Below are 26,134 nucleotides of genomic sequence, written 5' to 3' on the forward strand. Positions count from 1 at the left end.
CTGGAAAACATTATGGCCTATATTACCCTAAGGGATGTCCAACTTGCTTTTGGCGGACCTGCCCTGCTCGATGGCGCGAACTTTAATCTAGAACGTGGCGAACGAGTCTGTTTAATTGGGCGTAATGGTGAAGGTAAGTCTACTTTACTTAAACTGATCGAGGGAAGCCTATTACCAGATTCTGGTGAAGTTTCTATTCAAAATGGTTTAACTGTTTCAATGTTAGCCCAAGACGTTCCAATGGATTCAGGTAAGGTTGCTGACATTGTGGCTGATGGTGCAGGAGAAGCTGCCGAAGTACTCAGAGCTTATCATGAAGCAACTGATGCTTGTATGCTGGGAGATATGGAAGCTTGTGACCGTATGGGCAACCTACAGCATAAGCTCGACCAACTCGACGGCTGGGCACTCGAAAACAAGGTTAATGCCCTGTTAAGTAAAATGGGACTCGATCCAAATGCAGATTTGGCAGATCTTTCAGGTGGACGTAAACGCCGTGTTTTACTCGCTCGTGCTCTTTTGACACAACCGGACGTATTACTTCTAGACGAACCGACTAACCATCTAGATGTTGAAAGTATTGAGTGGCTAGAAAAATTCCTACTCGATCAAAATAATTTAACGCTTCTATTTATTTCGCATGATCGTTCTTTTGTAGACAGCATTGCGACTCGAATTGTTGAACTTGATCGCGGCATTTTACGCGGCTACGAAGGCAACTATTCACGCTATTTAGAGCTTAAAGCTCAGCAAATGGAAGCAGAAGAGAAACAAAATGCTTTATTTGATAAAAAGTTAGCTGAAGAAGAGGCTTGGATTCGCCAAGGGATTAAAGCTCGTCGTACGCGTAATGAAGGTCGTGTTCGTGCCTTAAAAGCTTTACGTGAAGAATCGAAAGCTCGCCGTTCACAACAAGGCAAAGTGAGCATGGCGACTCAAGAAGCAAATCGCTCAGGGAAATTAGTATTTGATATTGAGCACTTAAGCGTATCTTATGATGATAAGCCACTGATTAAAGATTTCTCTACACTTGTCATGCGTGGTGACCGTATTGGCCTAGTAGGTGATAACGGTGTCGGTAAAACGACCTTAATTAAAGCCATTTTAGGTGAAATCGAGCACGGTGGTTCCGTTAAGACAGGTACACAGTTAGAAGTTGCTTATTTTGATCAATTACGTAATGCCTTAGACCTTGAAAAAACAGTAATGGCAAACGTTTCAGAAGGCTCTGACTTTGTTGATGTAAATGGTAACCGCCGTCATATCTACAGCTATTTACAAGATTTCTTGTTTTCACCTGAACGTGCACGTACACCAGTAAAAGCCCTTTCTGGTGGTGAGCGTAACCGTATCTTGCTTGCTAAATTACTGCTTAAACCATCGAACCTGATTGTGATGGACGAACCAACCAATGACTTGGATATGGTGACTCTTGAGCTTCTTGAAGAGATGCTTTCTGAATATAAAGGTACCCTATTACTCATTTCGCATGACCGTGCATTTATGGACAACGTCGTAACATCGACTTGGGTCTTTGATGGTAAAGGCAATATTGCAGAGTACATTGGTGGCTACCAAGACTATTTACAGCAACGACCAGATGATAAAGTCGTAGACCAAAAGTCTGATGTTAAAAAAGCTCAGGCAAAAGCCGAAGCTGAAAAAGCCGCTGCACAAAGTAACGTTAAAAAGGTCAAACTGAGCTATAAAGACCAACGTGAACTTGAACAACTTCCTGCTGAAATCGAGAAACTGGAAGTTGAACAAGCAGAGCTTTCTGACAAGCTAGCAGATGGTTCATGGTTCGTCAGTAATGCCGATGAAGCAACTAAAGCAAGTCAACGCCTCGCAGAAATTGAAGAGGTATTACTTGAAAAATTAGAACGTTGGGATGAACTTGAACAAATGAGCAAAGGAAATTAATTTGTGTTCTTTCCTACAATTTAAATAACAAAAAAGCCTCCTGAAATTAAGGGGGCTTTTTTCAGAATATCTAATTTTTAAAGTACAAAATCTATAAAAAATACATGATGAGTGATTAAATGTAGTCAGCCTTAATAGTTCAAAATATCGCACTAATTCAATATAAGACTTATAAAAATAATTATGTTATATCTACCAATATAATAATATTCGAGTATTTTTCATGCTAGATCTTTCTCAAATTTTAGCATTCGGATTAATCTGCTTGGCAATGGTGCTCACCCCTGGCCCAAACATGATTTACCTTATTTCTCGTTCAATTTGCCAAGGAAAAACGGCGGGATTTATTTCACTCGCTGGTGTCGGCGTTGGCTTCGTATTTTATATGCTTTGCGCTTCTTTCGGGATTACAGCACTTATTGTTGCAGTTCCTTATGCTTATGACACCATACGTATTGCAGGGGCAATTTATTTACTCTGGCTAGCATGGAAAGCACTACGTCCCAATGCATCCCCAATTTTTGATGTAAAGCAATTATCAGTAGACTCTCCAGCTAAACTATTTTTAATGGGTTTCGCTACAAATCTACTTAATCCTAAAATTGCGATTATGTATTTATCGTTATTGCCACAGTTTATTCATCCACAGCAAGGCAGTATTTTATGGCAATCCATTCAACTCGGTACTATTCAAATTTTTGTTAGCGTTTCGGTAAATGCGCTGATTGTGCTTTCTGCGGGTAGCATTGCCCTTTTTCTTCAACAGAAACCTCTTTGGGCAAATATACAACGCTGGCTTATGGGAACAGTGCTAGCTGGACTTGCAGTTCGTATTCTTTTAGAAAATCGCCGATAACCGCGTTTTACTTCCTCATCTTAACCGCTCAATTCAACAGTGTATTACGACGTTAAATTCAGTTCGTGATACACTTTTGCCAGTTTTAATTTTGAATTCTTTATATCGTTATGAGCCCAAAGCAGACTTATACGCCCGGTGAATTTCAATGGTCCTTTTTATTACCTAAATATTGGGGTATTTGGATTGCCATTGTTTTTTTAATGCTTTTGGCTATTTTACCATGGGCAATTCAGTGGCGTCTGGCTCATGGCTTAGCAAATCTTGCTTGGAAATATTTAAAATCTCGCCGAAAAACGACTATTCGTAATTTAGAAGTCTGCTTTCCCGAATGGTCAACTGAAAAAGTACAGCAACAAGCTAAGCAAGTTTTTGTCGATATGATGCTTGGTATTTTTGAGACATTAAACGCATGGTATAAGCCTTACTGGTTTAAAAACCGCGTCACCATTGAAGGCTTAGAACACATTACCAACGCCCAAGCTCAAGGCAAAGGCGTTTTATTATTGGGAACTCATAGCACCCTTCTTGATGCGGGTGGCTATGTTTGTGCTCAATATTTCGAACCAGATGTTGTGTACCGCCCTCAAAATAATCCATTGCTTGATATGCTGATTTATCGTTGCCGTGGCACCATTTATAAAGCACAAATCGACCATGATGATATGCGTGGTTTAATTCGCCACCTTAAAGATGGCGATGCAATTTGGTATAGTCCAGATCAAGACTTCGGACTCAAGCAAGGCGTTATGGCACCATTCTTTGGCGTGCCAGCAGCCACAGTAACTGCTCACCGTCGTTTATTAAAAATCTCAAAAGCAGTTGCCGTTCCTTTATATTTCTATCGCCATGGAGATATTAAGAACCCGAAATATCATGTTCTGATTGAATCTGCGGTCGATAATATGCCAAGTGAAGATGAAGTCGATGATGCAACTCGAGTTAATAAAATTATTGAAAATCAGCTTCGCATTGCACCAACTCAATATATGTGGTTCCACCGCCGATTTAAGACACGTCCTGAGGGATATGAAGAGATTTACTGAAACCTTCAATAATTACCGCACTATAGTTATAAATATCTAAATAAACTCCAGTATGTACTATCGTGCGAAGGCGACATGGATGTCGCCTGTTGGACTACGACATCAGGGATGGGTCGTTAGTCCAACAAATGGTTTTGTTACTTTTGCCAAAACAAAAGTAAGGAGTAAACTCCATCTATTGAATGAATAAACCGCAAGCCCCCACTTTGCTACAACCTAAAGGCAAAAAACAATGAAAGTGATGCAACTTCTCCCAGAACTTAATAGCGGTGGCGTAGAACGCGGCACACTAGAAATTGCACGCGCACTTGTTACACAGGGCCATCAATCTCTAGTTGTTTCAAACGGTGGACGGCTAGTATCTCAACTTGAAGCTGAGGGCTCTACTCACTTAACGCTGCCTATTCATAAAAAATCACTTTCAAGCTTGTGGCAAATCCGTCCTCTACGTCAGCTGATTGAACAGCATCAACCCGATATTGTTCATGTGCGCTCTCGTGTACCAGCTTGGCTTACTCACTTTGCCTTAAGAAAAATACCAGCAAACAAACGCCCTCACCTCATTAGCACAGTACATGGTTTCTATTCGGTTAATCGTTATAGTGCCATTATGACTCAAGCAGATAAAGTGATTGCTGTTTCTGACAGCGTGGTTAAATATATCACTGACCATTATAAAAACTGTCCACCACAAGATATTGTGCGGATTTATCGAGGGATTGACCCAGCTGCTTTTCCGCATAATTACCAGCCTTCAGCACAATGGTTTAACCAAGTTTTTAATGACTTTCCTGAGCTTGAAAATAAGTTTTTACTTTGCTTACCTGGCCGTATTACACGTTTAAAAGGACATGAAAGTTTAATTGAACTGATGCAACAACTTCAGTCGCAATATCCTCAGCTACATGCCGTTGTTGTTGGTGGTGCGGATGCCAAAAAGCAAGCTTACTTAAGTGAATTGCAGAGTACTATTCAAAGCAAGGGACTCGCAGATAAAATTACCTTCGTAGGGCATCGCTCAGATATTCGCGAATGGCTCGCTTTTAGCGATATTGTGCTGTCTCTATCCAATCAAGCCGAAACATTCGGTAGAACAGCCTTAGAAGCGCTTTCAGTGGGTACGCCAGTCATTGGCTGGAACCGTGGTGGTGTTGCCGAGATTTTATCGAATGTATACCCACAAGGTCTTGTTGAAGCACAAAATGAAAAAGCCTTAATAGAGACTGTGAAAAATCATATTGAACAACCTCAAATCGTTGCTCCTGTCACTATGTTTAGCTTAAAAGATATGTGTGATCAAACACTAGAACTATACCAACGCGTTTTGAAATAACCCAATAAAAAACCCGCGATATTCGCGGGTTTTTTTACAACTAAAAGAAAGCCATCTTATTTAAATGTTGCTTCATAAGCGGCAGCTTTTTCAGAGTCGTATTGTTTTTCCCATTTACTGATTACAAGTACAGCAAGTGCGTTACCAACAACGTTCAACGCAGTACGAGCCATATCCATAATACGGTCAACACCAGCAATAAATGCTAAGCCTTCAAGCGGGATACCAACAGTATGTAAAGTTGCCAATAGGACAACAAATGATACGCCAGGAACACCAGCAATACCTTTAGAAGTGATCATCAAAGTAATAACCAAGATTACCTGTTGACCGATCGACATATCTATACCATAAAGCTGTGCAATAAAGATTGCTGCGATACTTTGGTAAAGCGTAGAACCGTCAAGATTAAATGAATAACCTGTTGGAATCACAAAACTGGAAATTGCTTTTGGCGCACCGTAAGCTTCCATTTTTTGCATAATACGTGGTAAAACCGTTTCCGAGCTTGCTGTTGAGAATGCTAAAATCAATTCATCTTTTAAAATCTTAAACAAGATAAAGATGTTGATTCCAAACATTTTTGCGGTAATACCCAAAACCACAAAAGCAAAGAAAAAGATAGCGGCATAAACCAACACTACTAATTTAGCTAATGGAATGAGTGAAGTAAAACCAAAGTTAGCAACAGTTACTGCGATTAAACCAAACACACCCACTGGTGCATATTTCATGATGATGTGCGTTACGCGGAACATCGTTTCTGAAACTGCATGAAATACATTTAACAATGGGTCTTTAGTAGTTGCTGGCAAAGAAGATAAACCAATACCAAACAACACAGCAAAGAAAATCACAGGCAACATTTCACCGTGTGCCATAGAGTTAACAATATTGGTTGGAATCATGAACAAAATTGTCTGTACCAATCCATGTGACTGTGAACCAACTTCTTGAGCTGTATGCTGATATTGCGAAATATCAGTCGTCACTAACATCGCTTTATCTACACCAGCACCTGGTTGGAAAATATTTGCCGCAACCAAGCCAACCAAAATAGCAATAGTCGTAATAATTTCAAAATAGAGAATGGTTTTAAAACCAAGTCGCCCTAAACTTTTCGTACTGCCAACACCTGCAATACCTAAAATCAAGGTAGAGAAAACGATTGGAATAACAATCATTTTAATCAGGCTAATAAAGATCTTACCAAGTGGTGTAAGAACATTATTCACAATACTGTCTTTGATTTCAGGCTGGTTATGTAAAACAGCCCCGACAACTATCCCTAGGATTAAAGCAATTAAAATTTGCCAAGCAAGGCTAAATTTAAAATTCTTCATAAGACAATCCTTATGCACCGCAAAGTATCAAATATGAGAGGGAGAAGACCACTAACTAAGAGTGAAACCTCAACATGTACACTAATTCCCAAACAGAAATTTAAATGTACAAACAAATCACAACCCGCCGATCCGGCGAAGTAAAAAACAATGCCTGTTGACGATCCAACATGTCAACGATCGGCACATTCTATTGAGATTTATTAATTAAACAACCCCAATTTATCTTTAAATAAATTAAAGCCTATATTTATTCGTCAATAATCTATAAAAACAAAAACTTAGATAAAAAAAATTTTGTATCTTTTTTCATTAAAAATTGCGCAGATGTATATAAAAATTTATGAAGGCTTAACGCGAATTAAATAGATTTTAAAAATAAGATAATCTTGGAAATTTTTATATGATTTACAATAAATTTAATAAGGTATATAAAAATATCAACCCGAGTTCTGCGTCCTGCAAAACTCGGGTAAATGAGGTTGTGCTTTCAGGTTAATAATTATTTTTATCGTTTCCGTTCCAACATCCGATCCGTGATGCTATTCCATATCAGCTTTGTGTATCCTTACGTGGGACTATCCATTCCCGGTTCCGTGTGCCGATGAATGTAGAATAAGGTTTTTATAACCCTCTGCCTATTCGCCCTAGACTCAAATCTTTGTACGATATTGCTTACATCACTTTTTATATTCTTTTTATTTATAAGGCTGTGCAATTTTATCAGTCACCACTTTTTCTTCGGCTTCAGCCTTTGCAATTCCTTCTTGGATGGCTCTTTGCGCCTCTTCTTCATCATCTTGAGTTTGTTCTAGCTCCTCTTGAATATGCTCAAATATTCGACCAGTCTGCAAAACCACATAGACAGGAAAATGATCAGATCCAACATGAGGTAAACGCTGCATCTTCACCAAACCGAAATCGGTACTATGGAAAATATGGTCTAAAGACCAGCGCAGTAATGGATAATCTGCATGAAAAGTATTAATGAAATGTCGCCCAACACGCGGGTCAAGCAATCCACTAATTCGTTGAAATAACCGTGTAGTACGTGACCATGCTACATCGTTTAAATCCCCCATCACAATACAGCTTTCATCTAGATCTTTAATTTGGTCGCCCACAATTAAAAGTTCAGCATCGCGTAAAGTCGAATCCTTCGCCTCAGTTGGACTAGGTGGCTTAGGATGCAAACAATAGAGTTGAACTGGCATACCAGACCGTAAAGTAACAGTTGTATGAATGGAGGGAATTTCATCACTGAGAATAAATTTAACTTCAGTATTTGATAAAGGTAGACGGCTATATAAATGCATGCCGTAGAGGTTATCTAAAGGCACAGGAACACGATAAGGATAGTCACCTTCAATCTCTCTTAAAGCATTTTCCCACGTCGTATCACTTTCCAATGTAAGCAGCAAATCTGGTTTCAATGTCCTGATCTGTTCAAGCAATAAATGATATTTATCATTTGGGGTTAGAACATTTGAAACGATTAATGAAATCTGCTTTTGTGGATCTAATTGAGACTGCTTTACCTGTTTAACCTGTTTTTTCCAAAACAAGGTATAAGGCAAAATCATTTTAAGCTGATAAGCAATAGCCGCGATGAGCACAGCCAGCACGACTTCACGCCAGAGATTCCATTCGTCAGGCCAAAACAGCATTCCTATAAAGGCTAACAGACCAACAAATAAAATCTGCAACCGAGGAAAGTCGGCACCACGAAACCACCACTCATCACGAGGAATAAGTGACCAGAAACTTAACCAAATCACCAGACCAGCTAGAACTTCGATATAAATCATTGAATTTTCTCTTTTAAGATGATTTGTTTTTTAAAGTTTTTGTCATCTTTATCAATTTTGTATGTAACATAAACAAGATATTCTACTCAATAAACATGGTGTTTTGTTTCTGTAACGCTTGCAGTTGTGGACACTTTTGATACACTCAACTCCCCCTAACAATTTTAACGCACCGAGGCAAAATGACATGAAAGTAGGTCTGGTCGGTTGGCGCGGGATGGTCGGTTCCGTCCTTATGCAACGTATGGTTGAAGAGAATGATTTTGCTCATATTGAGCCATTTTATTTCTCTACCAGTAATGCAGGTGGTGAAGCTCCTTCATTTGGTGGTAAGACTGCCCCAGCACTTATGGAAGCTACAGACATTAATAGTCTGAAGCAAATGGATGTCATTATTACCTGTCAAGGTGGTGACTATACGTCTGAAGTTTTCCCACAGTTAAAAGCGACTGGTTGGGATGGTTACTGGATTGACGCAGCTTCAACTTTACGTATGTCAGATGATGCAATCATCGTTCTTGACCCAGTAAACCTTAACGTTATTAAAGACGGCTTGGTTAACGGCACCAAAACTTTTGTGGGCGGTAACTGTACAGTATCGCTTATGTTGATGGGTGTAGGTTCACTTTTCCAAAACAATTTGGTGGAGTGGATGACTGCTATGACTTATCAAGCAGCATCAGGCGCTGGTGCACAAAACATGCGTGAGCTACTTACTGGCATGGGCTACTTATACAACAATACTAAAACATTGTTAGATGATCCTAAATCTGCAATTTTGGATATTGATCGTCAAGTTGCCGAGTTACAACGTGGTGAAGGTTTCCCATCTGCAAACTTTGGTGTGCCATTAGCTGGTTCATTGATTCCTTATATTGATAAGCAACTTGAAAGCGGCCAGTCAAAAGAAGAGTGGAAAGGTCAAGTTGAAACCAACAAGATCTTGGGTAACTCACAAATTGTTCCTATCGACGGCCACTGTGTCCGTATTGGTGCGATGCGTTGCCACTCTCAAGCGCTGACAATCAAGTTGAAAAAAGATGTACCACTTGATGAAATCGAAGATATGATTCGTACTTCAAGCCAATGGGCGAAAGTTGTACCAAACACTCGTGAAGCGTCTATGACTGACCTTACACCTGTTGCTGTAACTGGTACTTTAACTGTGCCTGTAGGTCGTCTACGTAAACTCAACATGGGTAAAGAATATCTAGGTGCATTTACAGTGGGTGACCAGTTACTTTGGGGTGCTGCTGAGCCTTTACGTCGCATGTTACGTATTTTAGTTGAATACAAAAGCTCATAATTTGATTTGAATTATTCAGTCAAAATAAAAAGCCGATCACATTAGATCGGCTTTTTCGTAACTGGTTTGTGAAAATTTTACAATTTATTTACATTTCATTATTGTATAATTTTGAACGACTTTACGACTTATTAGGTCATGGATTGAGATGACTGTTTATAACAAATTAAAAATTGCCATTTTCACCATTATGTCTTCGCCTTCTCTTTATGCGATTACATTAGACCCTATACAAATTCAGTCCGCACCCGGCGATTTGTTATATGCAGAAATGAATTTCCAACAAGCTGACCCTAACGCAACTTTACAAGTCAGTTTAGCAACTTCTGAAGATTTAAGTACTCTAGGTGTGTCTCATCAGCCTCCAGGAAATCTTAATTTTTATACACGCCAAAATGGTCAAGGTTCAGGGGTTATTGTGATTACCTCATCTCGCCCTATTCTTGATCCTGAACTCAATATTGTGGTGAAAATTAGTGAAGGTTCTGCCACACGTTTGCAGCATATTAAAACTTTAATTAAGCCTTCTTCTATAAAAAAGACTGAAAATAACGAAAGTACTTTATCACCTCAGTTTATTGTCAATGAAAAAGACATTGCTCTAAATCTGCCAGAAAGTACTCGATATGCATCACCAACTTCGGCCTCAACTACAAATAATTCGAATGGTGAACACAGTCTTAATATTAACTCTGGAACTGCTCCAGCTGTAAATACAAACTCATCCAATACACTTAGTGCAAATTCTTCTAATCAGGTTGCTCAACAAGTTACAACAGCTACTGCTCCTAATCAGACAGTAATAGAAAATCAAATTAAACCGACTCCCCCTAAGACAGATACAAATGATTCACCCAAAACTCCTATCAAGAATCTAATATCGCAAAAGAAATCACCATCTAAAAAGCCTCTCAACCAAAATCCTGCGAAGAAACAATCTCTAAGTTCCTACAAAGGGCCAGCAACATCAGGTAAGTATGTGGTACAGCGAAATGAGTCTTTATGGAGCATTGCTAATCGTATTGCAGCACAGACCAAACAACCTGTTGCGAAAGTCATGCATGATATTCAAACACAAAACCGACATGCTTTTATTCAAGGTGATGTAAATCGTTTACGTCAGGGAATCGCCCTTAACCTAGCTCACACTCCTACTGCCAAACCTCAGCAAAACAAGTCAAAAACAGACATAACACATACTGCAAAATCAACTTCTGGCAAAGCTAAATACCGTTTACAACAAGCGGAAATGAGTATCGTGGCTGAAAACAGCCAAAATTCTAGCCATGGGAGTGCTAAAAAGAGCACACAACAAAGTCAAAACAATACTGAGTTAGCAGTAAAAGTTATGACAACAAGAGAAAAAACCGTTACATTACAACGGAATGTAACCAAACTAAATCAAACTTTACGTTTAAAAGACCAACGTATTCAACTTTTGAATGCGCGTTTAGCAGAGTTACAACAGCAGTTACAAGCACAGCAACAGGCTCATAAGCAAAAACATTAAGTTAAAACCAGAGTTAGCTGACTTTATATTGCAAATATTTATTTTTTAAGGGGAAAGTAATGTTATATGTGATTCCGTTTATCATATTGCTCGTGGTCGCTGTTGTTTTAAAAAAGCGCGAGAATAATCAAAAACAAGAGGCCACTTCCCCGAAGACGGTAAATAGAAAAACCAATAAAAAAGCGAACTCTAAATCAACTAAAAACTCGCGTGAAAAAACTAAAGTAAATGTAGTTGAAGAATCTATTCCCTCTACTCCACAAAGCAGTCCTGTTCCAGATGCTGTTCGTCAGAAGATTCAGCTACTTATCCAAGAAAGACAATTCTCAGCCGCTGAAGCTCAAGTCAATCAGGCGCTGAAAAAAGATAATACCCAACATGAACTGTATTTATTACTTCTTGAGATTCATATTGCTCAAAAAGATGAATTTGCGATTCAGCAACTTGTTAGTCATATTCACAGCTTGGCATTAAATGAAATAGCTACTCAAGCAGAAGCTAGAAAAAAAGAATATGAGTCATCAAGACAACCCGATGCTATTGATTTTCCTCAAGCTAAAACATATGAAGAACCCAAAGATACTCCAGACACAACTGCTCAGTTTGATCAGTTAACAACAAGTTCTTCTGAAACTTCTTTTGATGACTTGCAGAAAGACTATACACCTGTAAAACAAGAACCCACTGTTGAAGTTGAACCTTTAGAATTTAACTTTTCATTTGAACAAACTGCAGTTACAGAAAATACTAGCCAACCTGTACACGAACCAGAATTATCAACATCGCAAGAAGTACTAGATTTATCGTCATCTCAAGAAAAAAACGATCTCGCTGATTTAGAGTTTTCTTTTGAGTTGGCACCTTTACATGAAACCAAGGAAAAAACTCAAGTAGTAGAAGTACCAGCAAATCAAGAGAATAACGCCAATGCATTAGATTTTAATCTTGAATTAAATCCGCCAAATACAGAGTCGAAATCTAATGAACAAGTTCCACCATTAGATGGGCTTAAATTAGTAGAACAAACTCCATTAGAAACGACACCAATCGCACCTCTAGAGTTCTCATTAGATGAGTCTGCGTTAGTTATAGCGCCAGAGATTGAAACTCAAAATCATATAGATTTAGTAAGCAAAGAGTCTGTTCAAGATCAGATAAAAGATCCACTTCTTGAAGCCTTTCCAGAGTTAAAACAGTTAGATGAAAATGAACTCGATTTAAAACTGGCTGAGCAATATATCAAGTTAGGCGCTTACCCAGCAGCCCAAGCCTTATTGGCAAGCAATGAGCAAAAATTCAACACAGAACAACAACAACGCGCGAAAAACTTACTTAATCTCATAGCTTCTTAGAACTGTTCGATTTACCATAAGCAGTCAGAGATGACTGCTTTTTTATGCCTGCAAAAAATATGAAAAAAATAGCCTTATTTTATATGGGTGGTACTTTTGGTTGCATTGGTGAACCTCTAGCTCCTATGCCTTATGAGCAATTCTTGCCTCAACTTGAAAAAGTGATTCCCCCACACTTAACAGTTGACTGCTTTGCCGCACCCAATATTGTTGATAGCAGTGCATGTACGGCACCTGACTGGTTACGCCTGATTCAACGCATACAACAACTACAACTTGAAGGTTACCAGCATTTCGTTGTTATTCATGGTACAGACACGCTCAGTTATGCGGCTGCAACCTTAGCTCGCTTTTTAGGCCAAAGCTGTCATATTGTGATTACCGGTAGCCAATATCCGTTACTTAATATTCAAGGTGATAATACCCGTGAATTTACGGATGCAATTGAAAACTTATATCTTGCATTAGAACAAGTGATTGTTCTACCTGTAGGAGCTTATCTCGCATTCCACCATCAAGTATTCCATGCGCAAACTGCATTAAAAACGCATACGACTGAACTCGATGCATTCTCAGGGTTAATTAGTGAAGCTGAGTTTACACCTCAGCAAAATGAATTGATCGTACAAGATGCTCAAATTGAACGAGCTGCTTCCTTCCAGATTTTAAATTGGATGATGCAACCGATTGCAACACAGCACTTAGTACAGCAATTACGTCACTTACTTCCTGCCCCACCACACTTTTTAGTGTTACAAGGTTTTGGTACTGGCAATATTGCAGTAAACCAAGAATTACTCGCAACATTAGATGAGCTTTACGCACGTGGCTGCGTTCCGATTCTTACGACTCAGGTGACATTCGGTGGTATTGATCAACGTTATGCGATTAGTGCCTGGGCTAAAACTGCAAAAATTGTCATTAGTGATGCACATAGTCATGCAGATCTCTATGCAAAAGCACTTCAAATCTATTTAAAATACCCAACCCCAGAACAATGGCTAAGCCATTGGAATGAAAATTTGCATTAAATAGAGGTAAAGCTATGCAACGTTATGCAGTCGGTATTGAATTTAGCGGAGTTCAATACCGAGGTTGGCAAACACAACAGCCAGGCGTTGCCAGCGTTCAGGAAACGATCGAGCGTGTACTTAGTAAAATTGCAGATGAACCCATTGCACTTCACGGTGCGGGGCGTACTGATGCGGGAGTACATGCAACAAATATGGTGGCGCACTTCGACACAAACGCTATTCGTCCAGAAACGGGGTGGTTAAGAGGGGCAAATAGCCAACTACCTAAAGATATTTCCATTCAGTGGATTAAACTGATGGATGAAAATTTTCATGCCCGTTTTAAAGCGACTGCTCGACGTTACCGCTATATCATCTATAACGCACCGCATCGCCCAGCACTATTACATAAGCAAGTTACGCACATTTACCAAAAGCTAGATGTGCAAAAGATGATTAAAGCTGCCAGTAAGTTCGAAGGAACGCATAACTTTGAAACTTTCCGCGCAGCAGCATGCCAGTCAAACCAGCCTATTCGTCATGTAAAACATTGCCGTTTATTTGAACATGGACGCTATTTAGTTTTAGATATTCAAGCAGATGGTTTTTTACACCACATGGTGCGTAATATTGTCGGTTGCTTACTCGAAATTGGTCAAGGTATGTATGAGATTGATCATATCGATGCAATGTTTGCAGCGCAGGATCGTAAGGCAGCTGGGGTAACTGCTCCACCCGATGGCCTTTATTTTATTCAGTGTAATTATCCTGAGCAGTTTGATTTGCCGCAGCCACCACTTGGGCCACATTGGCTAAACTTACCTGAGTAAGCTTAGCCAACTTTACATATACTTATCTAGCGATGCTGTTTACGCTTGCGGTATTCCACAGGTGTTTCATTCGTCCAACGCTTAAATGCACGATAGAACGTACTTGGTTCAGAGAAACCTGTTAAATACACAATACGTTCAACACTCTCATTGGTATTTGCCAAAAGCTTTTTAGCTAAACGACAACGATAGTCAGAAAGTATTTGCTGAAAACTGGTATTTGCCTCACTGAGCTGAGTGCGCAAGCGACGCGGGGTAATATTCAACTGAGCAGCAACCGTTTCTAAAGTTGTTTCTCCGCTTTCGAGGGTTGAACCAATCGCACGGCGAACTTCCCCCACCAAATCATAGCGAGCCAATTCCTGCAATTTCTCAATTGCGAGCTGCTCATGCAATTGCAATAACTCAGGCTCTGCTTGCCAAAGCTGGAAATCCAAAATAGCTGGGTCAAAATATAAACGTGTCTCTTTCTGACCTAAGCTAACCGGGCAGCCAAATACACGGAAATATTCATCCTCAGAAGCTCCTTCGCTAAAATTAAAATCGATGAAGATAGGATGAAATTGCCCTTCAGTAATGAACTTAAAAAATCTAAGCACGCCCGAAATTGCACATTCAGAGAAATGGCGATTAACGAGATTGTCAGCACCAATTTGTTCACCATTGGTTAAATAACAACGCCCTTCCTCAACGACTAGTTTTGCATCAAATGCATCACTAATGAGTCGCTGATAAGCTAAGGCCCGTTTTAGACCTTCACCAAAAGTTTCACTACTAATAAATAGATGTTCAATCACCTGCCCTCGATACAAAGGCAAATGCTCACCTAAATGCAGACCGATATCTGGATCTTTACTGACTTCCTGAGCGGCAGTCCAAAAGGCGTACTGTGCACTTAACGGTGTACGTGCATTGGTATCGACCTGATTTAAAGCAACTCCCGCTTTGGTTAATATTTCTTCTGTTGGCAAACCCGCACGACGAATCGCTTGGTAGCCAAAGCGTAATACAACTGATGCATCTGTTAGCTGACCCACGCAGTGCCCTTCCATGTAGATACTTCATTGATATTTAGGGCTGTTGACCTTTATGCAATTAACAGTCCCTAATAACTATGATTTTAGATTAGCGTTGATTGACCAAACTGACAACAGAATTACACTTCTTTTGTGAAAAAAATTACATCTTTTTTTATTAGTCATACTTTAACCAGATGCTTTAGCAGAAGTGTGTCTATCTTGTTTTTTTTAAAAAAATTGACTATAATTTGCGCCTTTCCAATTTGATCATCAGGTAGGCTATGGCCAATAAAGAGGAACTCATTGAGTTCGAAGGCGTTGTCACCGAAACGCTTCCTAATACGATGTTCCGTGTACGTCTTGAAAACGGTCACGAAGTTATTGCACACATTTCTGGTAAAATGCGTAAACACTATATTCGTATTCTTACTGGTGACAGTGTAAAAGTCGAAATGACTCCATACGACTTAACTAAAGGTCGTATTACGTACCGTGCTCGCTAATTAGTGAATGCAAAAAAGCCACTTCATGATGTGGCTTTTTTATTGCGTCCTTTATTCATTTAAGCGACTGGTTTTACATCCTACCGTTTGGCATTCGCGCAATCTTTCTTGCAGCCAATGGTTTCTTTCTTGCGTTGTCTGTAAACGACATTGCACGTCTACACTATTTCTATTTGAATCTGTACACTCTGCGTCACGTTGACGTATCCATGCAAGCTGAGACTTCTTAAGAATATTTTTCTGCGCGGTGTTTAACTTTACTCGCAGTGCTTGATAATTCTTATTCAGATCAGCATCAGCACTCGCATAAATTTTATTTGTACAGTAAATATCATCGTAAGTATTACGGGCACTATCACAGTTATCTGCATACACCACAGTCATGCCAAAGCCGCATAAAAAAGCAAAAACTATTTTTCTCATACTATTCTTCCTTAAGTTTTCTATGAAATTATTATTAAAGTGATTCGGATGTAATTGATAAATCGAAAGACAAATTTACCTTCCATTTATCATAATCCTCCTTTTTTACTTTACAAGCTTGTAAATACAACTTATTGTTCTTTAATAATAAATATAATTTTATATAGTGAGAAAAATGAACATATATACCCGCTGCCAAATTGGCTTATTATCTTTCATCATTATTTTTCTTAACGGTTGTGCTAGCCACCCACGTCAATCCGTAGATTTACAGGAATATTTAAAAGGCTTTTTAGGTAAATCCTCGGCGACCATTCAACAAGATATCAACCTACGTAGTCTTGGTTTTCAAGTCGCCAATACACCGCAAAAAACATCCAATCAGCTCATCTATACAATATTGCGCCCTTTAAGCATTCCAATTCCGATGGTGAGTAATGTTGATATGAAAGGAAGTTCTATTCCTGTCCAATCAGGAAATCTGAGCGGCAATTCTTATGATATTAATTTCAATTGCAAAGTGATTTTTCAGCTTAAAAATGACATTGCCGAGTCAATCTTATATGAGGGTAAAGCCTGCTAAAACATTGGCACAAAAAAACGCAGCTCAACGCTGCGTTTTTTTGTAATAAGCTTTTAAGCAAGAGCAGCTACAACAGCCTCACCCATTTCAGCCGTACCTACTTTTGTCATACCTTCAGACATAATATCTGCTGTACGCAAACCTTGATCAAGCACTTGACCTACTGCATCTTCAATTGCTTTTGCAGCAGCTTCTTCACGGAATGTATAACGAAGCATCATTGCAACAGAAAGAATAGTTGCTAATGGGTTCGCCACATTTTGACCCGCAATATCAGGTGCAGAACCATGGCAAGGCTCATACATACCTTTGCCATTTTCATCTAACGATGCCGATGGCAACATACCGATTGAACCTGTAAGCATCGCTGCTTCATCAGATAAGATATCGCCAAACAAGTTACCCGTTACGATCACGTCGAACTGCTTCGGCGCACGTACAAGTTGCATTGCAGCATTATCGACATACATATGTGAAAGCTGAATATTTGAATAATTTGCTTGCTGCAAATCAGTGACTGTTTGCTTCCAAAGCTCTGTAACTTCCAAAACGTTAGCTTTATCTACAGAACAAACCTTTCCACCACGTAAGCCTGCAAGTTCAAAAGCTACTTTTGCAATACGCTTAATTTCGCTTTCAGAGTAAACATCAGTGTTATAACCTTGCTTTTCACCGTTTTCGAGTTCACGGATACCACGTGGCTGACCGAAATAGATACCTCCAGTCAATTCACGAACAATTAAAATATCTAAGCCAGCAACAATTTCAGGCTTTAAGCTAGAAGCATCTGCTAATTGCGGATATAAAATCGCTGGGCGCAAGTTAGCAAACAAGTTAAGTTCACTACGAATTTTTAAAAGACCACGTTCAGGACGAATAGAACGCTCAATGGTGTCCCATTTTGGTCCGCCTACCGCACCTAATAAAATTGCATCAGCTTTTTTTGCTTGTTCACTTGTTACTGCTGGGTACGGTTCACCATGCGCATCAATTGCCGCGCCGCCTAATAAACCATGTTCCCAAGTTAACGATAAATTAAATTTCTCATTTACTGTATTTAATACTTTTTCTGCTGCCCCAACAATTTCAGGACCAATACCATCACCAGCTAAAATTAAAATCTGTTTAGACATGAACTTTTTCCATTTTCCAAAGACAAGCAGTGCTACAACTACCGCGGTGTTAGTTTTTTCTGCTCAAGGAATTCACCTAGTCCTGTTGTAACATCAAATGGTCGACAAAAACGGCGGATGACACGCCCATCTTGTTCTAAATCGACACATAATGGATCTGGTACAGAAACATTCAGCAAACTACCCGAACGATTAGATTTGTCCCGGTACATTTTAAATGTATAGCGATGGTTAGCATTAAACTGGTGAATTACATGAAATGTTTCTGCACGATCCGGAGAGATCGGATAGAAACGAATCACCACTTCATATTGTTTAGCAGGCACAGATAAATATAAGCTGTTAGTTTGACTAAGCACTGAACCTTGTAATCTCACAATCCCTTGATGAATTGCCTGATTACTAATTCTTCGTGTTTGCGCATCCACTACAGTAATATCATTTAGTCGTTCAAATTCACAACTCTTCGCGCCCGAACAATATATTGCTGCATTCTGCCCCAAATTTTCTTGTTCAGCCTGCTTAATGCGGACAGTATCCACTACATTGTAAGTGCTTTGACAAGCACTGAGTGTTATTGCGCACAGGCTCAACAAAAAGCTATGAGTAACGTTCCTCTTCATTGTTCAAGCCCAATCCTCATCTAGTGCATAATTCTAAGGTGTTTTTATGCTTTAGCATGTTAGCAAGAGTTTGAACGCTACGCCATGGCTATGTTTAAAATGTACCGAAAGGTTAATTCAACTCTTGGAATACCCAAGGACGAACTTGTTTAGTTTTATCTTCATAAGCGCGAATTGCGTCCGCATTTTGAAGAGTTAAACCAATATCATCCAATCCATTTAACAAGCAGTGCTTACGAAATGGATCAACTTCAAATTTAAATGCTTCACCTGTTGGAGTACGTACTTCTTGAGCGGCTAAATCAATTGTTAATTGATATCCCTCATTAGCAGCACATTCTTTAAATAACTGCTCAACTGTTTCTTCTGGCAAAATGACAGGTAACATGCCATTTTTGAAACAGTTATTAAAGAAAATATCAGCAAAGCTTGGTGCAATAACCGTACGGAATCCATATTCATTTAATGCCCAAGGCGCATGCTCACGGCTTGAACCACAACCAAAGTTAGTACGAGCAATTAAAACTGTTGCTCCTTGGTAACGTGGCTGGTTTAAAACAAAATCTGGATTTTTTGGACGTACTGAATTGTCTTGCCCTGGATAACCTTCATCTAAATAACGAAGTTCATCAAATAAATTGTCGCCAAAACCTGTACGTTTGATTGATTTCAAAAACTGTTTTGGAATAATTAAATCTGTATCAACATTGGCACGATCTAATGGTGCAACGATACCTTGTTCAACTGTGTAAGCTTTCATGGTTTGCTCCAGACCGAATTAAAATGAACGAACATCAACGAAGTGACCTGCGATTGCAGCCGCTGCCGCCATTGCTGGGCTCACCAAGTGAGTACGACCACCATTGCCTTGACGGCCTTCAAAGTTACGGTTTGATGTCGATGCACAGTGTTCACCTGGTTGTAATTTATCTGCATTCATTGCTAAACACATTGAACAACCCGGCTCACGCCATTCAAAGCCTGCTTCCAAGAAGATTTTATCTAAGCCTTCTTTTTCAGCTTGTTGTTTGACTAAACCAGAACCCGGAACAATCATGGCTTGCTTAATGGTAGACGCCACTTTACGGCCCTTAACCACCTCAGCCGCAGCACGGATGTCTTCAATACGAGAGTTCGTACAAGAACCAATAAACACACGATCAAGCTGAATATCAGCTAATGCTTGACCCGCATTTAAACCCATATATTGATAAGCACGTGTCCAATCATTACGTTGAACGTCATCTTTCGCTTGTTCTAAAGTTGGCACAGCTTCAGTAACTGGAATAACCATTTCTGGTGAAGTTCCCCAAGATACTTGTGGTTCAATTTCTGCGCCATTTAACTCAACTACAGCATCAAACACAGCATCTTCATCTGAATGCAATGTGTTCCAGTAAGCAACTGCTTGTTCCCATTGCTCGCCTTTTGGTGCGTAGCTACGGCCTTTCACGTATTCAATAGTTTTGTCATCAACTGCAACCATACCGACACGAGCACCTGCTTCAATCGCCATGTTACATACCGTCATACGCCCTTCAATCGACATATCACGGAAAACTTGGCCGCCGAATTCGATTGCATAGCCTGTACCACCAGCAGTACCAATTTTACCGATAATCGCCAAGACAACATCTTTTGGTGTTACGCCTTTACCCAATACGCCATCTACACGAACTAACATGTTTTTAGATTTTTTCTGAATCAAGCATTGTGTTGCTAACACATGTTCAACTTCAGATGTCCCAATACCATGCGCCAAGCAACCAAAAGCACCGTGAGTTGCTGTATGTGAATCGCCACATACGACCGTCATGCCCGGTAAAGTTAAGCCCTGTTCAGGCCCAACTACATGCACAATCCCCTGACGAATATCATTAATACTAAACTCAACAATATTAAAGGCTTTACAGTTGTCATCTAAGGTTTGAACTTGAATACGAGATGTATCATCTTCAATACCAGCGATGCCTTGGTCACGTTCCTTTTTAGATGTTGGAACGTTGTGGTCTGGTGTAGCAACGTTTGCACTTAAACGCCATGGTTGACGATCCGCAAGTTGCAAACCTTCAAATGCTTGTGGACTTGTCACTTCATGCAATAAATGACGGTCAATGTATAGTAAACATGAGCCATCATCACGCTGTGAAACAACGTGGTCATCCCACAATTTGTCATATAAAGTTTTGCCTGCCATGTCGTCTTGCTCCATTGGACTGGGTAATTCTGATCTTTCTTCGATTATAGCCAGAGTTTCACATAAATCTAATTTATCATTTTTATAAATTAGAAAACTTTTTGGAATAAATTATAATTTCCATAAGGTACATCAAATTTAATAAATCGTTTTTGTTAATGATTATCATTTGCATAATCAATTTTTAATCTTATACTCTAATGCCTATACTAAAAATATCTAAAGTGGCTAAAGAGAATGATTATGGCTAACATCCAAAAATTCTTTATAAATAATCAACGTACCTTAAAGAAAACCTTAAGCTATTACATTATGCATATTACTGTCGCAATGCTAGTCGCATACTTTGTAACAGGTAATATCTGGATGGCTTTAACATTAAGTATGCTTGAACCAACCGTACAAGCTTTTGCTTTTTTCTTCCATGAAAAAGTTTGGGCTGCTAAAGATCGCCGCGTATCAACCTTAGCTGAAAAAGAAACAACGGCTTAGGCTAAGATTAGTGCGGTAATTCACAACTTTCTCACTCGTTTTGCTGCAAGCATGATACGATTTTGGCTCGGCAACTTTAGCCCCTCGATTTTTCTATTCCAAGTTGAGTTGTATTATGAATCTTGCAGCCTTTGAAGCTTTTGTAAAAGTTATGGAAACAGGGTCTATCTCTGTGGCAGCAGATCAGTTATTTATTACTCAACCTGCTGTTACCAAACGAATTCACAGCTTAGAAGAATATTTTGGCGTAAAACTATTCGAATCTGCTGGTCGAGGTGTTCAGGCAACTCATGCTGCACATTCCTTACTTCCTAAAGTTAAAAACTGGTTAAATGAGCTGGGTGATATTCACCATACGCTGAGCCATGAACAAACTCAGGTACAAGGCCGCTTGAAAGTCGGTACGAGTCACCATATTGGTTTACATCACTTACCTGCACCGCTTAAACATTTTGTTCAGCAATTTCCTCAAGTCACTCTAGATGTGCATTTTGTTGACTCAGAGCAAGCCCATGAACAAGTATTGGCTGGTGATTTAGAACTAGCATTTTTAACGCTTCCTCCTTCAGGAGATGAGCGTCTTAACTACATTACAATTTGGAATGATCCTTTAGTTTTCGTTGCAGCCCCTTTTCATCCGTTGGCGCTAAAAAAGAATCTCACCTTACAAGATTTAATTGAATATCCAAGCTTATTACCTGCTGCACAAACTTATACTGCTCAAATCACTTTAGCTGAGTTTGAAAAACAAGGACTTAAACCAAAAATCACCATGAGCAATAACCCTCTTGAGTCTATTCGTATGTTGGTGTCAATTGGTTTAGGTTGGTCAGTTTTACCAAAAACTCTGTTGAATCAGGATATGCAGCAGCTTGATTTAAATGTTGAGATGAATCGTCAATTAGGTATGGTTTGGCATCCTGCACGTACTCAATCTAGAGCCATGCAGGAGTTGATTAAAATGATGCAGGATGCATAAAAGGCTCTCATTTAAGCATCTAATTTAATTTATCCAAGCTTTAAGAGGCTTCGAATTTGTTGCACCATTTGGTTTTCATCAAGCATATGGTGTGGAATCGTCATCGTTAATAGCTGATCTGATCGAAAATGGCGGTCTACTTCAAGCATAACGTGAGTTTGATTAGGTTCAGCAACAAAAGATACCTCAACTTCATTAAATCCGCTAAACATATGTGAAGAGACAAATTCAAGCTCTTGGTAACAACCAATCGTTGATCTAAAATTTCGCGCAGTCAGCTGCCCTTTTTCTACATCTACTGTCGATAGAACGAAGCCACATCGCTGCATAGCCTGTAGAAACATTTGCATGGCTGGAGTTGGCAGAACCTTTAGATAATCACGATCAGTCGCATCTAGTCCCCAATCAACATCCATATGGGTTTGAATCCAAACCCGTGCACCATTTCTTCGACAAGCAACCTCTGTAATCGGTGTCTCAAATGGTAGTTGAATACTAAAAGGGAAAGAATGCGCTTGATGGGCTGGCAAGAGGAATCGAGAGTTCACTAACCACTCTTGTAAAACTAAAGGTTGGTTAAACTCATGATCACCAGATTCGACTTCTGCCATCGTCACCAATTGCAAATAAAGACCATTAATCTCTTTATCAGATGATCCACCTTTAAAGCTAATTTCCCCATGCAATGTGCTGCCTGCTTGCAAGCTTGGGTTCTGTAAAACAGTTTCTACCGTTACACCTTGAAGACCCAAACCAGACATAATTTTACTAAACATTTTTCCTCTAACCTTTCGAATTATTTCCTGTTATCTGTAGCAGCATACTTATTATTAAAGTGCATCATCTCCAGCGAGTTGAATCTTACCATCTGCAACTTCATTCATAAATTGATCATAGTCATTTAGATTACGTTCTGCATATTCTTCTGCATACGTTTGTAATACTTCTACAATCGTATTACCTTCGCCAAGATATCCCATAAGTACATCTGCATTTCCAGATTTAGCATGGGCATGAGCCAAGGCTAAACCACAACTTTCGGCATACTCATAGAAATACTCATCATCCATGTCACTAAGATCAACCGAAATTTTCATATCACGTAACTGACGTACATGAAAATGTTGATTTGATATGGAAGAGAACCCAAGAAATATATCACTTGCAGCCTGCATAAGCTGCTGACCATGCACTACGCGCTCACCTTCGTGATTTACCTTGTCTACAAATAACGGGCTGAGAATTGATGGATTCGCTTCTTTCATTTGTAAAATTAACGGTTCCCGATCTGCATCCTGAAATAATGCAATCGCTGATCGTGTACCAACACTTCCGACACCCACCACTTTCAAAGCTACATCTGTACGTTGATAACGATCAAAAAGTACTTGGCGATCGTATTTCAAAGAATCACGGTATTGTTGAAAGAATACATCAACATCTTTAGCAAATGGCTCATTTGCACTTGGATGCCATAATAACGGCGCATCATCCACAAAATGACGAAATCCTGTATCTTGATCTTGCTGCGTAAGCTTGGGCAAAACAGAGTACGCCGTTCTTTTCTGTGCTGAATCAAGATGCTTCTCGCGTTTCTTTCTTAGTTTTCGACACTCAGTATTTTCTAATAATGTACTGGCATCAACTTTTTCATACCAAACTTGGAGTGGTGAAAGTTCTGTAATTTCTAATAAGTGCTGACGATAACTATTCAGCATTATTTTAATTGCTTTTAATCCGACTTTCTCTGCAAGATGAATATCACGCGCCGCAATCACAAAACTGCTTGCTAAACGCTTTACATCCCATTCAAACGGGGCAACTAAAGTTTCGTCAAAATCATTAATTCCAAACAACAAATTACGTTCTGGACTTGCAAAACCACCAAAATTACTTAAATGACAATCACCACAAATCTGTTGAAATAAGCCTGAATTTGCCAGCTCCCACGCTTGGTCAAATAGCATCAAAGAAGGCATGCCACGATAAAATGTAAATGGAGAAACACTCATCCGTTTTGCGCGAATCGGTTTGAGTTTTTCTAAACGACCTTGGTTACTCCAATCATAGATCGTTAAAGCAGTTGTACCTTTTGGTCGTTCAGAAAGCTTTGATAGCTGTTCACGCGGTACTTTTTTACGTTGAGCCTTACCTAATTTGAAACCTTCGCTTTTATTAAGTAATTTCCCCTGATAGCTATGACGTGTTAAATCAATACTTTCATCATTCCAAAGTTGTTTTGGTAATTTAATTGGTGTTGTTTTTGACATTATTCCCTCATTTTTAAATTAAAGTTTTTATATTCTGAATATCTTTAGCCAGATAAAATTTATTTTCTATTAGACATACCCATGTCTTTTTGGAGCTAAGATTTATAAGGAATATTAAAAATATGATTTTAAATATCTTTAAGAGTTGGAAGACCTCAAAACTTTTTAAACTGTTCTTCCAACTCCATAATCTTAAATCGACCAGTCCTGAATTTCCCAATTGTGTTCTTGAGCCAGCTTTTCAAGACGATCGTCAGGGTTTACTGCAATCGCATGAGTTGCATATTCAAGTAAAAAACGGTCATTAATTGAATCGGAATACGCCCAAGACTCAGACACGTTACGGCCTTCCAACCATGCATCTAAACGTGCAAGTTTGCCCTTTTGATAACACGCTAAACCAGCAACTTTACCCGTATATTTTCCATCAGCCACTTCAGCATTGGTTGCTAAAATTTCGGTAATCCCAAATTCACGGAAAATCGGCGCAGTAATAAAATCACTTGTTGCCGTAATACCCACGATAGTATGGCCTAAATCTTGATGTTTTTTGATTGCATCAAAACCTTTTGGACGCATTTGCGGACGAATGACTTTTTGCATGAACAATTGGTGGAGTTCAGTTAAGTAGTCATTGCCATGCTGAGTTAAAAATCCGAAAACAAATTCATTATAAGCATATGGGTCAAGTTGCCCTGCTTTGTAATCTTCATAAAATTTATCATTCATCTGACGATGATGAACCGGATCAACCAAACCTTCATTGACTAAAAATTCACCCCAAGAATGGTCTGAATCGGTATTTAACAAGGTATGGTCTAAATCAAACAACGCCAGTTTCATGAAAATTCTCGTTTAAACTGAAATTTAAGAAAAAAAATGTAAATCTATCTCCGCTAGTCGATAGAAATTCGTTAAGATCGTAGCAATTTAAACATTTTACTTTGATCTTTTCGAGCTGGACATAAAAAAGTGTTTGTCCCCGCGATTAAAGTCAACGATATAGACAATATTTAGGTAGCCAAATGATCGATTCAGAAGGTTTCCGACCGAATGTCGGGATCATTTTGGCAAACGATGATGGACAGGTTTTATGGGCAAAGCGCATTGGTCACAATGCTTGGCAATTTCCACAAGGAGGCATCCAGTTTGGAGAAACCCCTGAACAGGCACTTTTTCGAGAACTGAGAGAAGAAATCGGCTTATTGCCCGAACATGTCCAGATTATTGCGCAAACCAAAGGATGGCTGCGTTATCGTTTGCCACATCGGTACATTCGGTCAGACTCTGACCCCGTATGTATCGGACAGAAACAAAAATGGTTTTTACTGAAATTAACTGCGCCTGCAAAAAATATTCAGTTAAACCTTTCCGACCCGCCCGAATTCGATGAATGGCAGTGGGTTAGCTATTGGTATCCTCTTGGACAAGTGGTGAACTTCAAGCGTGATGTTTATCGTAAAGCCATGGTGGAGTTGTGTACACAGTTGCCGATGCAACAATTACCCTAAAAATCATTTATCTAGCAAATGATTTTTATTAAAAGTGCTGTTATAAATACATTCATAGTCTAAAAAAATACTGGAGTATAC

The 26,134-nt window shown here is 39.3% G+C and carries 25 protein-coding genes; 14 read left to right on the plus strand and 11 right to left on the minus strand.

Annotated features, from left to right (window positions below; genetic code table 11):
- The first annotated feature begins 12 nt into the window (after window positions 1-12).
- From KTJ10_RS08765 to KTJ10_RS08780, 4 genes are all read left to right on the plus strand, one after another.
- A complete protein-coding gene (locus KTJ10_RS08765) occupies window positions 13-1,923 on the plus strand; it encodes an ATP-binding cassette domain-containing protein (protein ID WP_002114959.1) in 1,911 nt (636 codons plus the stop codon).
- A gap of 223 nt (window positions 1,924-2,146) precedes the next feature.
- Window positions 2,147-2,779: a LysE family translocator gene (locus KTJ10_RS08770; RefSeq protein ID WP_032054347.1), complete on the plus strand. Its 633-nt coding sequence runs from the start codon at window positions 2,147-2,149 to the stop codon at window positions 2,777-2,779.
- 110 nt (window positions 2,780-2,889) lie between these two features.
- Window positions 2,890-3,825: a lauroyl acyltransferase gene (locus tag KTJ10_RS08775; RefSeq protein ID WP_199977400.1), complete on the plus strand. Its 936-nt coding sequence runs from the start codon at window positions 2,890-2,892 to the stop codon at window positions 3,823-3,825.
- A 232-nt stretch (window positions 3,826-4,057) separates the two neighbouring features.
- The gene (locus KTJ10_RS08780; protein WP_199977398.1) at window positions 4,058-5,158 is read left to right on the plus strand and encodes a glycosyltransferase family 4 protein; all 1,101 of its coding nucleotides are present in this window, start codon (window positions 4,058-4,060) and stop codon (window positions 5,156-5,158) included.
- A 56-nt stretch (window positions 5,159-5,214) separates the two neighbouring features.
- On the opposite strand, the gene gltP is transcribed toward KTJ10_RS08780, so the two are convergent.
- Together gltP and KTJ10_RS08790 are read right to left on the minus strand one after the other, a co-directional pair.
- Window positions 5,215-6,501: a glutamate/aspartate:proton symporter GltP gene (gltP, locus tag KTJ10_RS08785; protein WP_262441807.1), complete on the minus strand. Its 1,287-nt coding sequence runs from the start codon at window positions 6,499-6,501 to the stop codon at window positions 5,215-5,217.
- 698 nt (window positions 6,502-7,199) lie between these two features.
- Entirely contained in the window at window positions 7,200-8,309 is a 1,110-nt protein-coding gene (locus KTJ10_RS08790; RefSeq protein ID WP_262441809.1) for an endonuclease/exonuclease/phosphatase family protein, read from the minus strand.
- Between the two features lie 187 nt (window positions 8,310-8,496).
- On the opposite strand from KTJ10_RS08790, the gene asd reads away from it, so the two are divergent.
- From asd to truA, 5 genes are all read left to right on the plus strand, one after another.
- Window positions 8,497-9,615, plus strand: a complete 1,119-nt coding sequence (asd, locus tag KTJ10_RS08795) for an aspartate-semialdehyde dehydrogenase (RefSeq protein WP_005066045.1) — start codon at window positions 8,497-8,499, stop codon at window positions 9,613-9,615.
- Between the two features lie 148 nt (window positions 9,616-9,763).
- Window positions 9,764-11,125 (plus strand): FimV family protein, encoded by a 1,362-nt coding sequence (locus tag KTJ10_RS08800; RefSeq protein ID WP_262441810.1) that lies wholly within the window; start codon window positions 9,764-9,766, stop codon window positions 11,123-11,125.
- A gap of 59 nt (window positions 11,126-11,184) precedes the next feature.
- Window positions 11,185-12,477 carry a hypothetical protein gene (locus KTJ10_RS08805; RefSeq protein WP_262441811.1) on the plus strand — a complete coding sequence of 431 codons (1,293 nt, stop codon included), beginning with the start codon at window positions 11,185-11,187 and terminating at the stop codon, window positions 12,475-12,477.
- A gap of 59 nt (window positions 12,478-12,536) precedes the next feature.
- Window positions 12,537-13,508: an asparaginase gene (locus tag KTJ10_RS08810; protein WP_199977390.1), complete on the plus strand. Its 972-nt coding sequence runs from the start codon at window positions 12,537-12,539 to the stop codon at window positions 13,506-13,508.
- 14 nt (window positions 13,509-13,522) lie between these two features.
- Window positions 13,523-14,320, plus strand: coding sequence for a tRNA pseudouridine(38-40) synthase TruA (gene truA / locus KTJ10_RS08815; RefSeq protein ID WP_199992558.1), 798 nt, complete (start codon window positions 13,523-13,525; stop codon window positions 14,318-14,320).
- Window positions 14,321-14,346: 26 nt separating this feature from the next.
- On the opposite strand, the gene KTJ10_RS08820 is transcribed toward truA, so the two are convergent.
- Window positions 14,347-15,357, minus strand: coding sequence for an AraC family transcriptional regulator (locus KTJ10_RS08820; protein WP_005066032.1), 1,011 nt, complete (start codon window positions 15,355-15,357; stop codon window positions 14,347-14,349).
- Between the two features lie 263 nt (window positions 15,358-15,620).
- Between KTJ10_RS08820 and infA the strand changes: the two genes are divergently transcribed.
- Window positions 15,621-15,842, plus strand: a complete 222-nt coding sequence (gene infA, locus KTJ10_RS08825) for a translation initiation factor IF-1 (RefSeq protein WP_001284370.1) — start codon at window positions 15,621-15,623, stop codon at window positions 15,840-15,842.
- 51 nt (window positions 15,843-15,893) lie between these two features.
- Here the strand turns inward: infA and KTJ10_RS08830 are convergent, their stop codons facing one another.
- A complete protein-coding gene (locus tag KTJ10_RS08830) occupies window positions 15,894-16,265 on the minus strand; it encodes a lysozyme inhibitor LprI family protein (protein ID WP_199977386.1) in 372 nt (123 codons plus the stop codon).
- Window positions 16,266-16,440: 175 nt separating this feature from the next.
- Here KTJ10_RS08830 and KTJ10_RS08835 point away from each other — a divergent pair, with 175 nt between their 5' ends.
- Complete coding sequence (locus KTJ10_RS08835) at window positions 16,441-16,848, plus strand: hypothetical protein (protein WP_262441820.1); 408 nt, start codon at window positions 16,441-16,443, stop codon at window positions 16,846-16,848.
- Window positions 16,849-16,901: 53 nt separating this feature from the next.
- Here the strand turns inward: KTJ10_RS08835 and leuB are convergent, their stop codons facing one another.
- The 4 genes from leuB to leuC all read right to left on the minus strand — a co-directional run bounded on the left by leuB (window position 16,902) and on the right by leuC (window position 20,801).
- Window positions 16,902-17,981, minus strand: coding sequence for a 3-isopropylmalate dehydrogenase (leuB, locus tag KTJ10_RS08840; RefSeq protein WP_002114882.1), 1,080 nt, complete (start codon window positions 17,979-17,981; stop codon window positions 16,902-16,904).
- 38 nt (window positions 17,982-18,019) lie between these two features.
- Window positions 18,020-18,604: a hypothetical protein gene (locus tag KTJ10_RS08845; RefSeq protein ID WP_069141732.1), complete on the minus strand. Its 585-nt coding sequence runs from the start codon at window positions 18,602-18,604 to the stop codon at window positions 18,020-18,022.
- Window positions 18,605-18,716: 112 nt separating this feature from the next.
- Window positions 18,717-19,364 (minus strand): 3-isopropylmalate dehydratase small subunit, encoded by a 648-nt coding sequence (gene leuD, locus KTJ10_RS08850; RefSeq protein WP_202745033.1) that lies wholly within the window; start codon window positions 19,362-19,364, stop codon window positions 18,717-18,719.
- An 18-nt stretch (window positions 19,365-19,382) separates the two neighbouring features.
- Window positions 19,383-20,801, minus strand: coding sequence for a 3-isopropylmalate dehydratase large subunit (leuC, locus tag KTJ10_RS08855; RefSeq protein ID WP_002115007.1), 1,419 nt, complete (start codon window positions 20,799-20,801; stop codon window positions 19,383-19,385).
- A gap of 237 nt (window positions 20,802-21,038) precedes the next feature.
- Here leuC and KTJ10_RS08860 point away from each other — a divergent pair, with 237 nt between their 5' ends.
- Window positions 21,039-21,293 carry a DUF2061 domain-containing protein gene (locus KTJ10_RS08860; protein ID WP_262441821.1) on the plus strand — a complete coding sequence of 85 codons (255 nt, stop codon included), beginning with the start codon at window positions 21,039-21,041 and terminating at the stop codon, window positions 21,291-21,293.
- A gap of 115 nt (window positions 21,294-21,408) precedes the next feature.
- Window positions 21,409-22,272, plus strand: coding sequence for a LysR family transcriptional regulator (locus KTJ10_RS08865; protein WP_262441822.1), 864 nt, complete (start codon window positions 21,409-21,411; stop codon window positions 22,270-22,272).
- Between the two features lie 29 nt (window positions 22,273-22,301).
- Here the strand turns inward: KTJ10_RS08865 and KTJ10_RS08870 are convergent, their stop codons facing one another.
- The 3 genes from KTJ10_RS08870 to KTJ10_RS08880 form a co-directional block, all read right to left on the minus strand.
- Complete coding sequence (locus tag KTJ10_RS08870; protein WP_002115100.1) at window positions 22,302-23,048, minus strand: sporulation protein; 747 nt, start codon at window positions 23,046-23,048, stop codon at window positions 22,302-22,304.
- Between the two features lie 54 nt (window positions 23,049-23,102).
- A complete protein-coding gene (locus KTJ10_RS08875) occupies window positions 23,103-24,542 on the minus strand; it encodes a DUF2252 domain-containing protein (RefSeq protein ID WP_262441823.1) in 1,440 nt (479 codons plus the stop codon).
- Between the two features lie 192 nt (window positions 24,543-24,734).
- Complete coding sequence (locus KTJ10_RS08880) at window positions 24,735-25,385, minus strand: HAD family hydrolase (RefSeq protein WP_202724483.1); 651 nt, start codon at window positions 25,383-25,385, stop codon at window positions 24,735-24,737.
- A 182-nt stretch (window positions 25,386-25,567) separates the two neighbouring features.
- Between KTJ10_RS08880 and KTJ10_RS08885 the strand changes: the two genes are divergently transcribed.
- Complete coding sequence (locus KTJ10_RS08885; RefSeq protein WP_000567255.1) at window positions 25,568-26,053, plus strand: RNA pyrophosphohydrolase; 486 nt, start codon at window positions 25,568-25,570, stop codon at window positions 26,051-26,053.
- Window positions 26,054-26,134: the final 81 nt, after the last annotated feature.

Source organism: Acinetobacter sp. WU_MDCI_Abxc222 (assembly GCF_025514755.1).
In the GTDB taxonomy this organism is placed as follows: Bacteria; Pseudomonadota; Gammaproteobacteria; order Pseudomonadales; family Moraxellaceae; genus Acinetobacter; species Acinetobacter geminorum.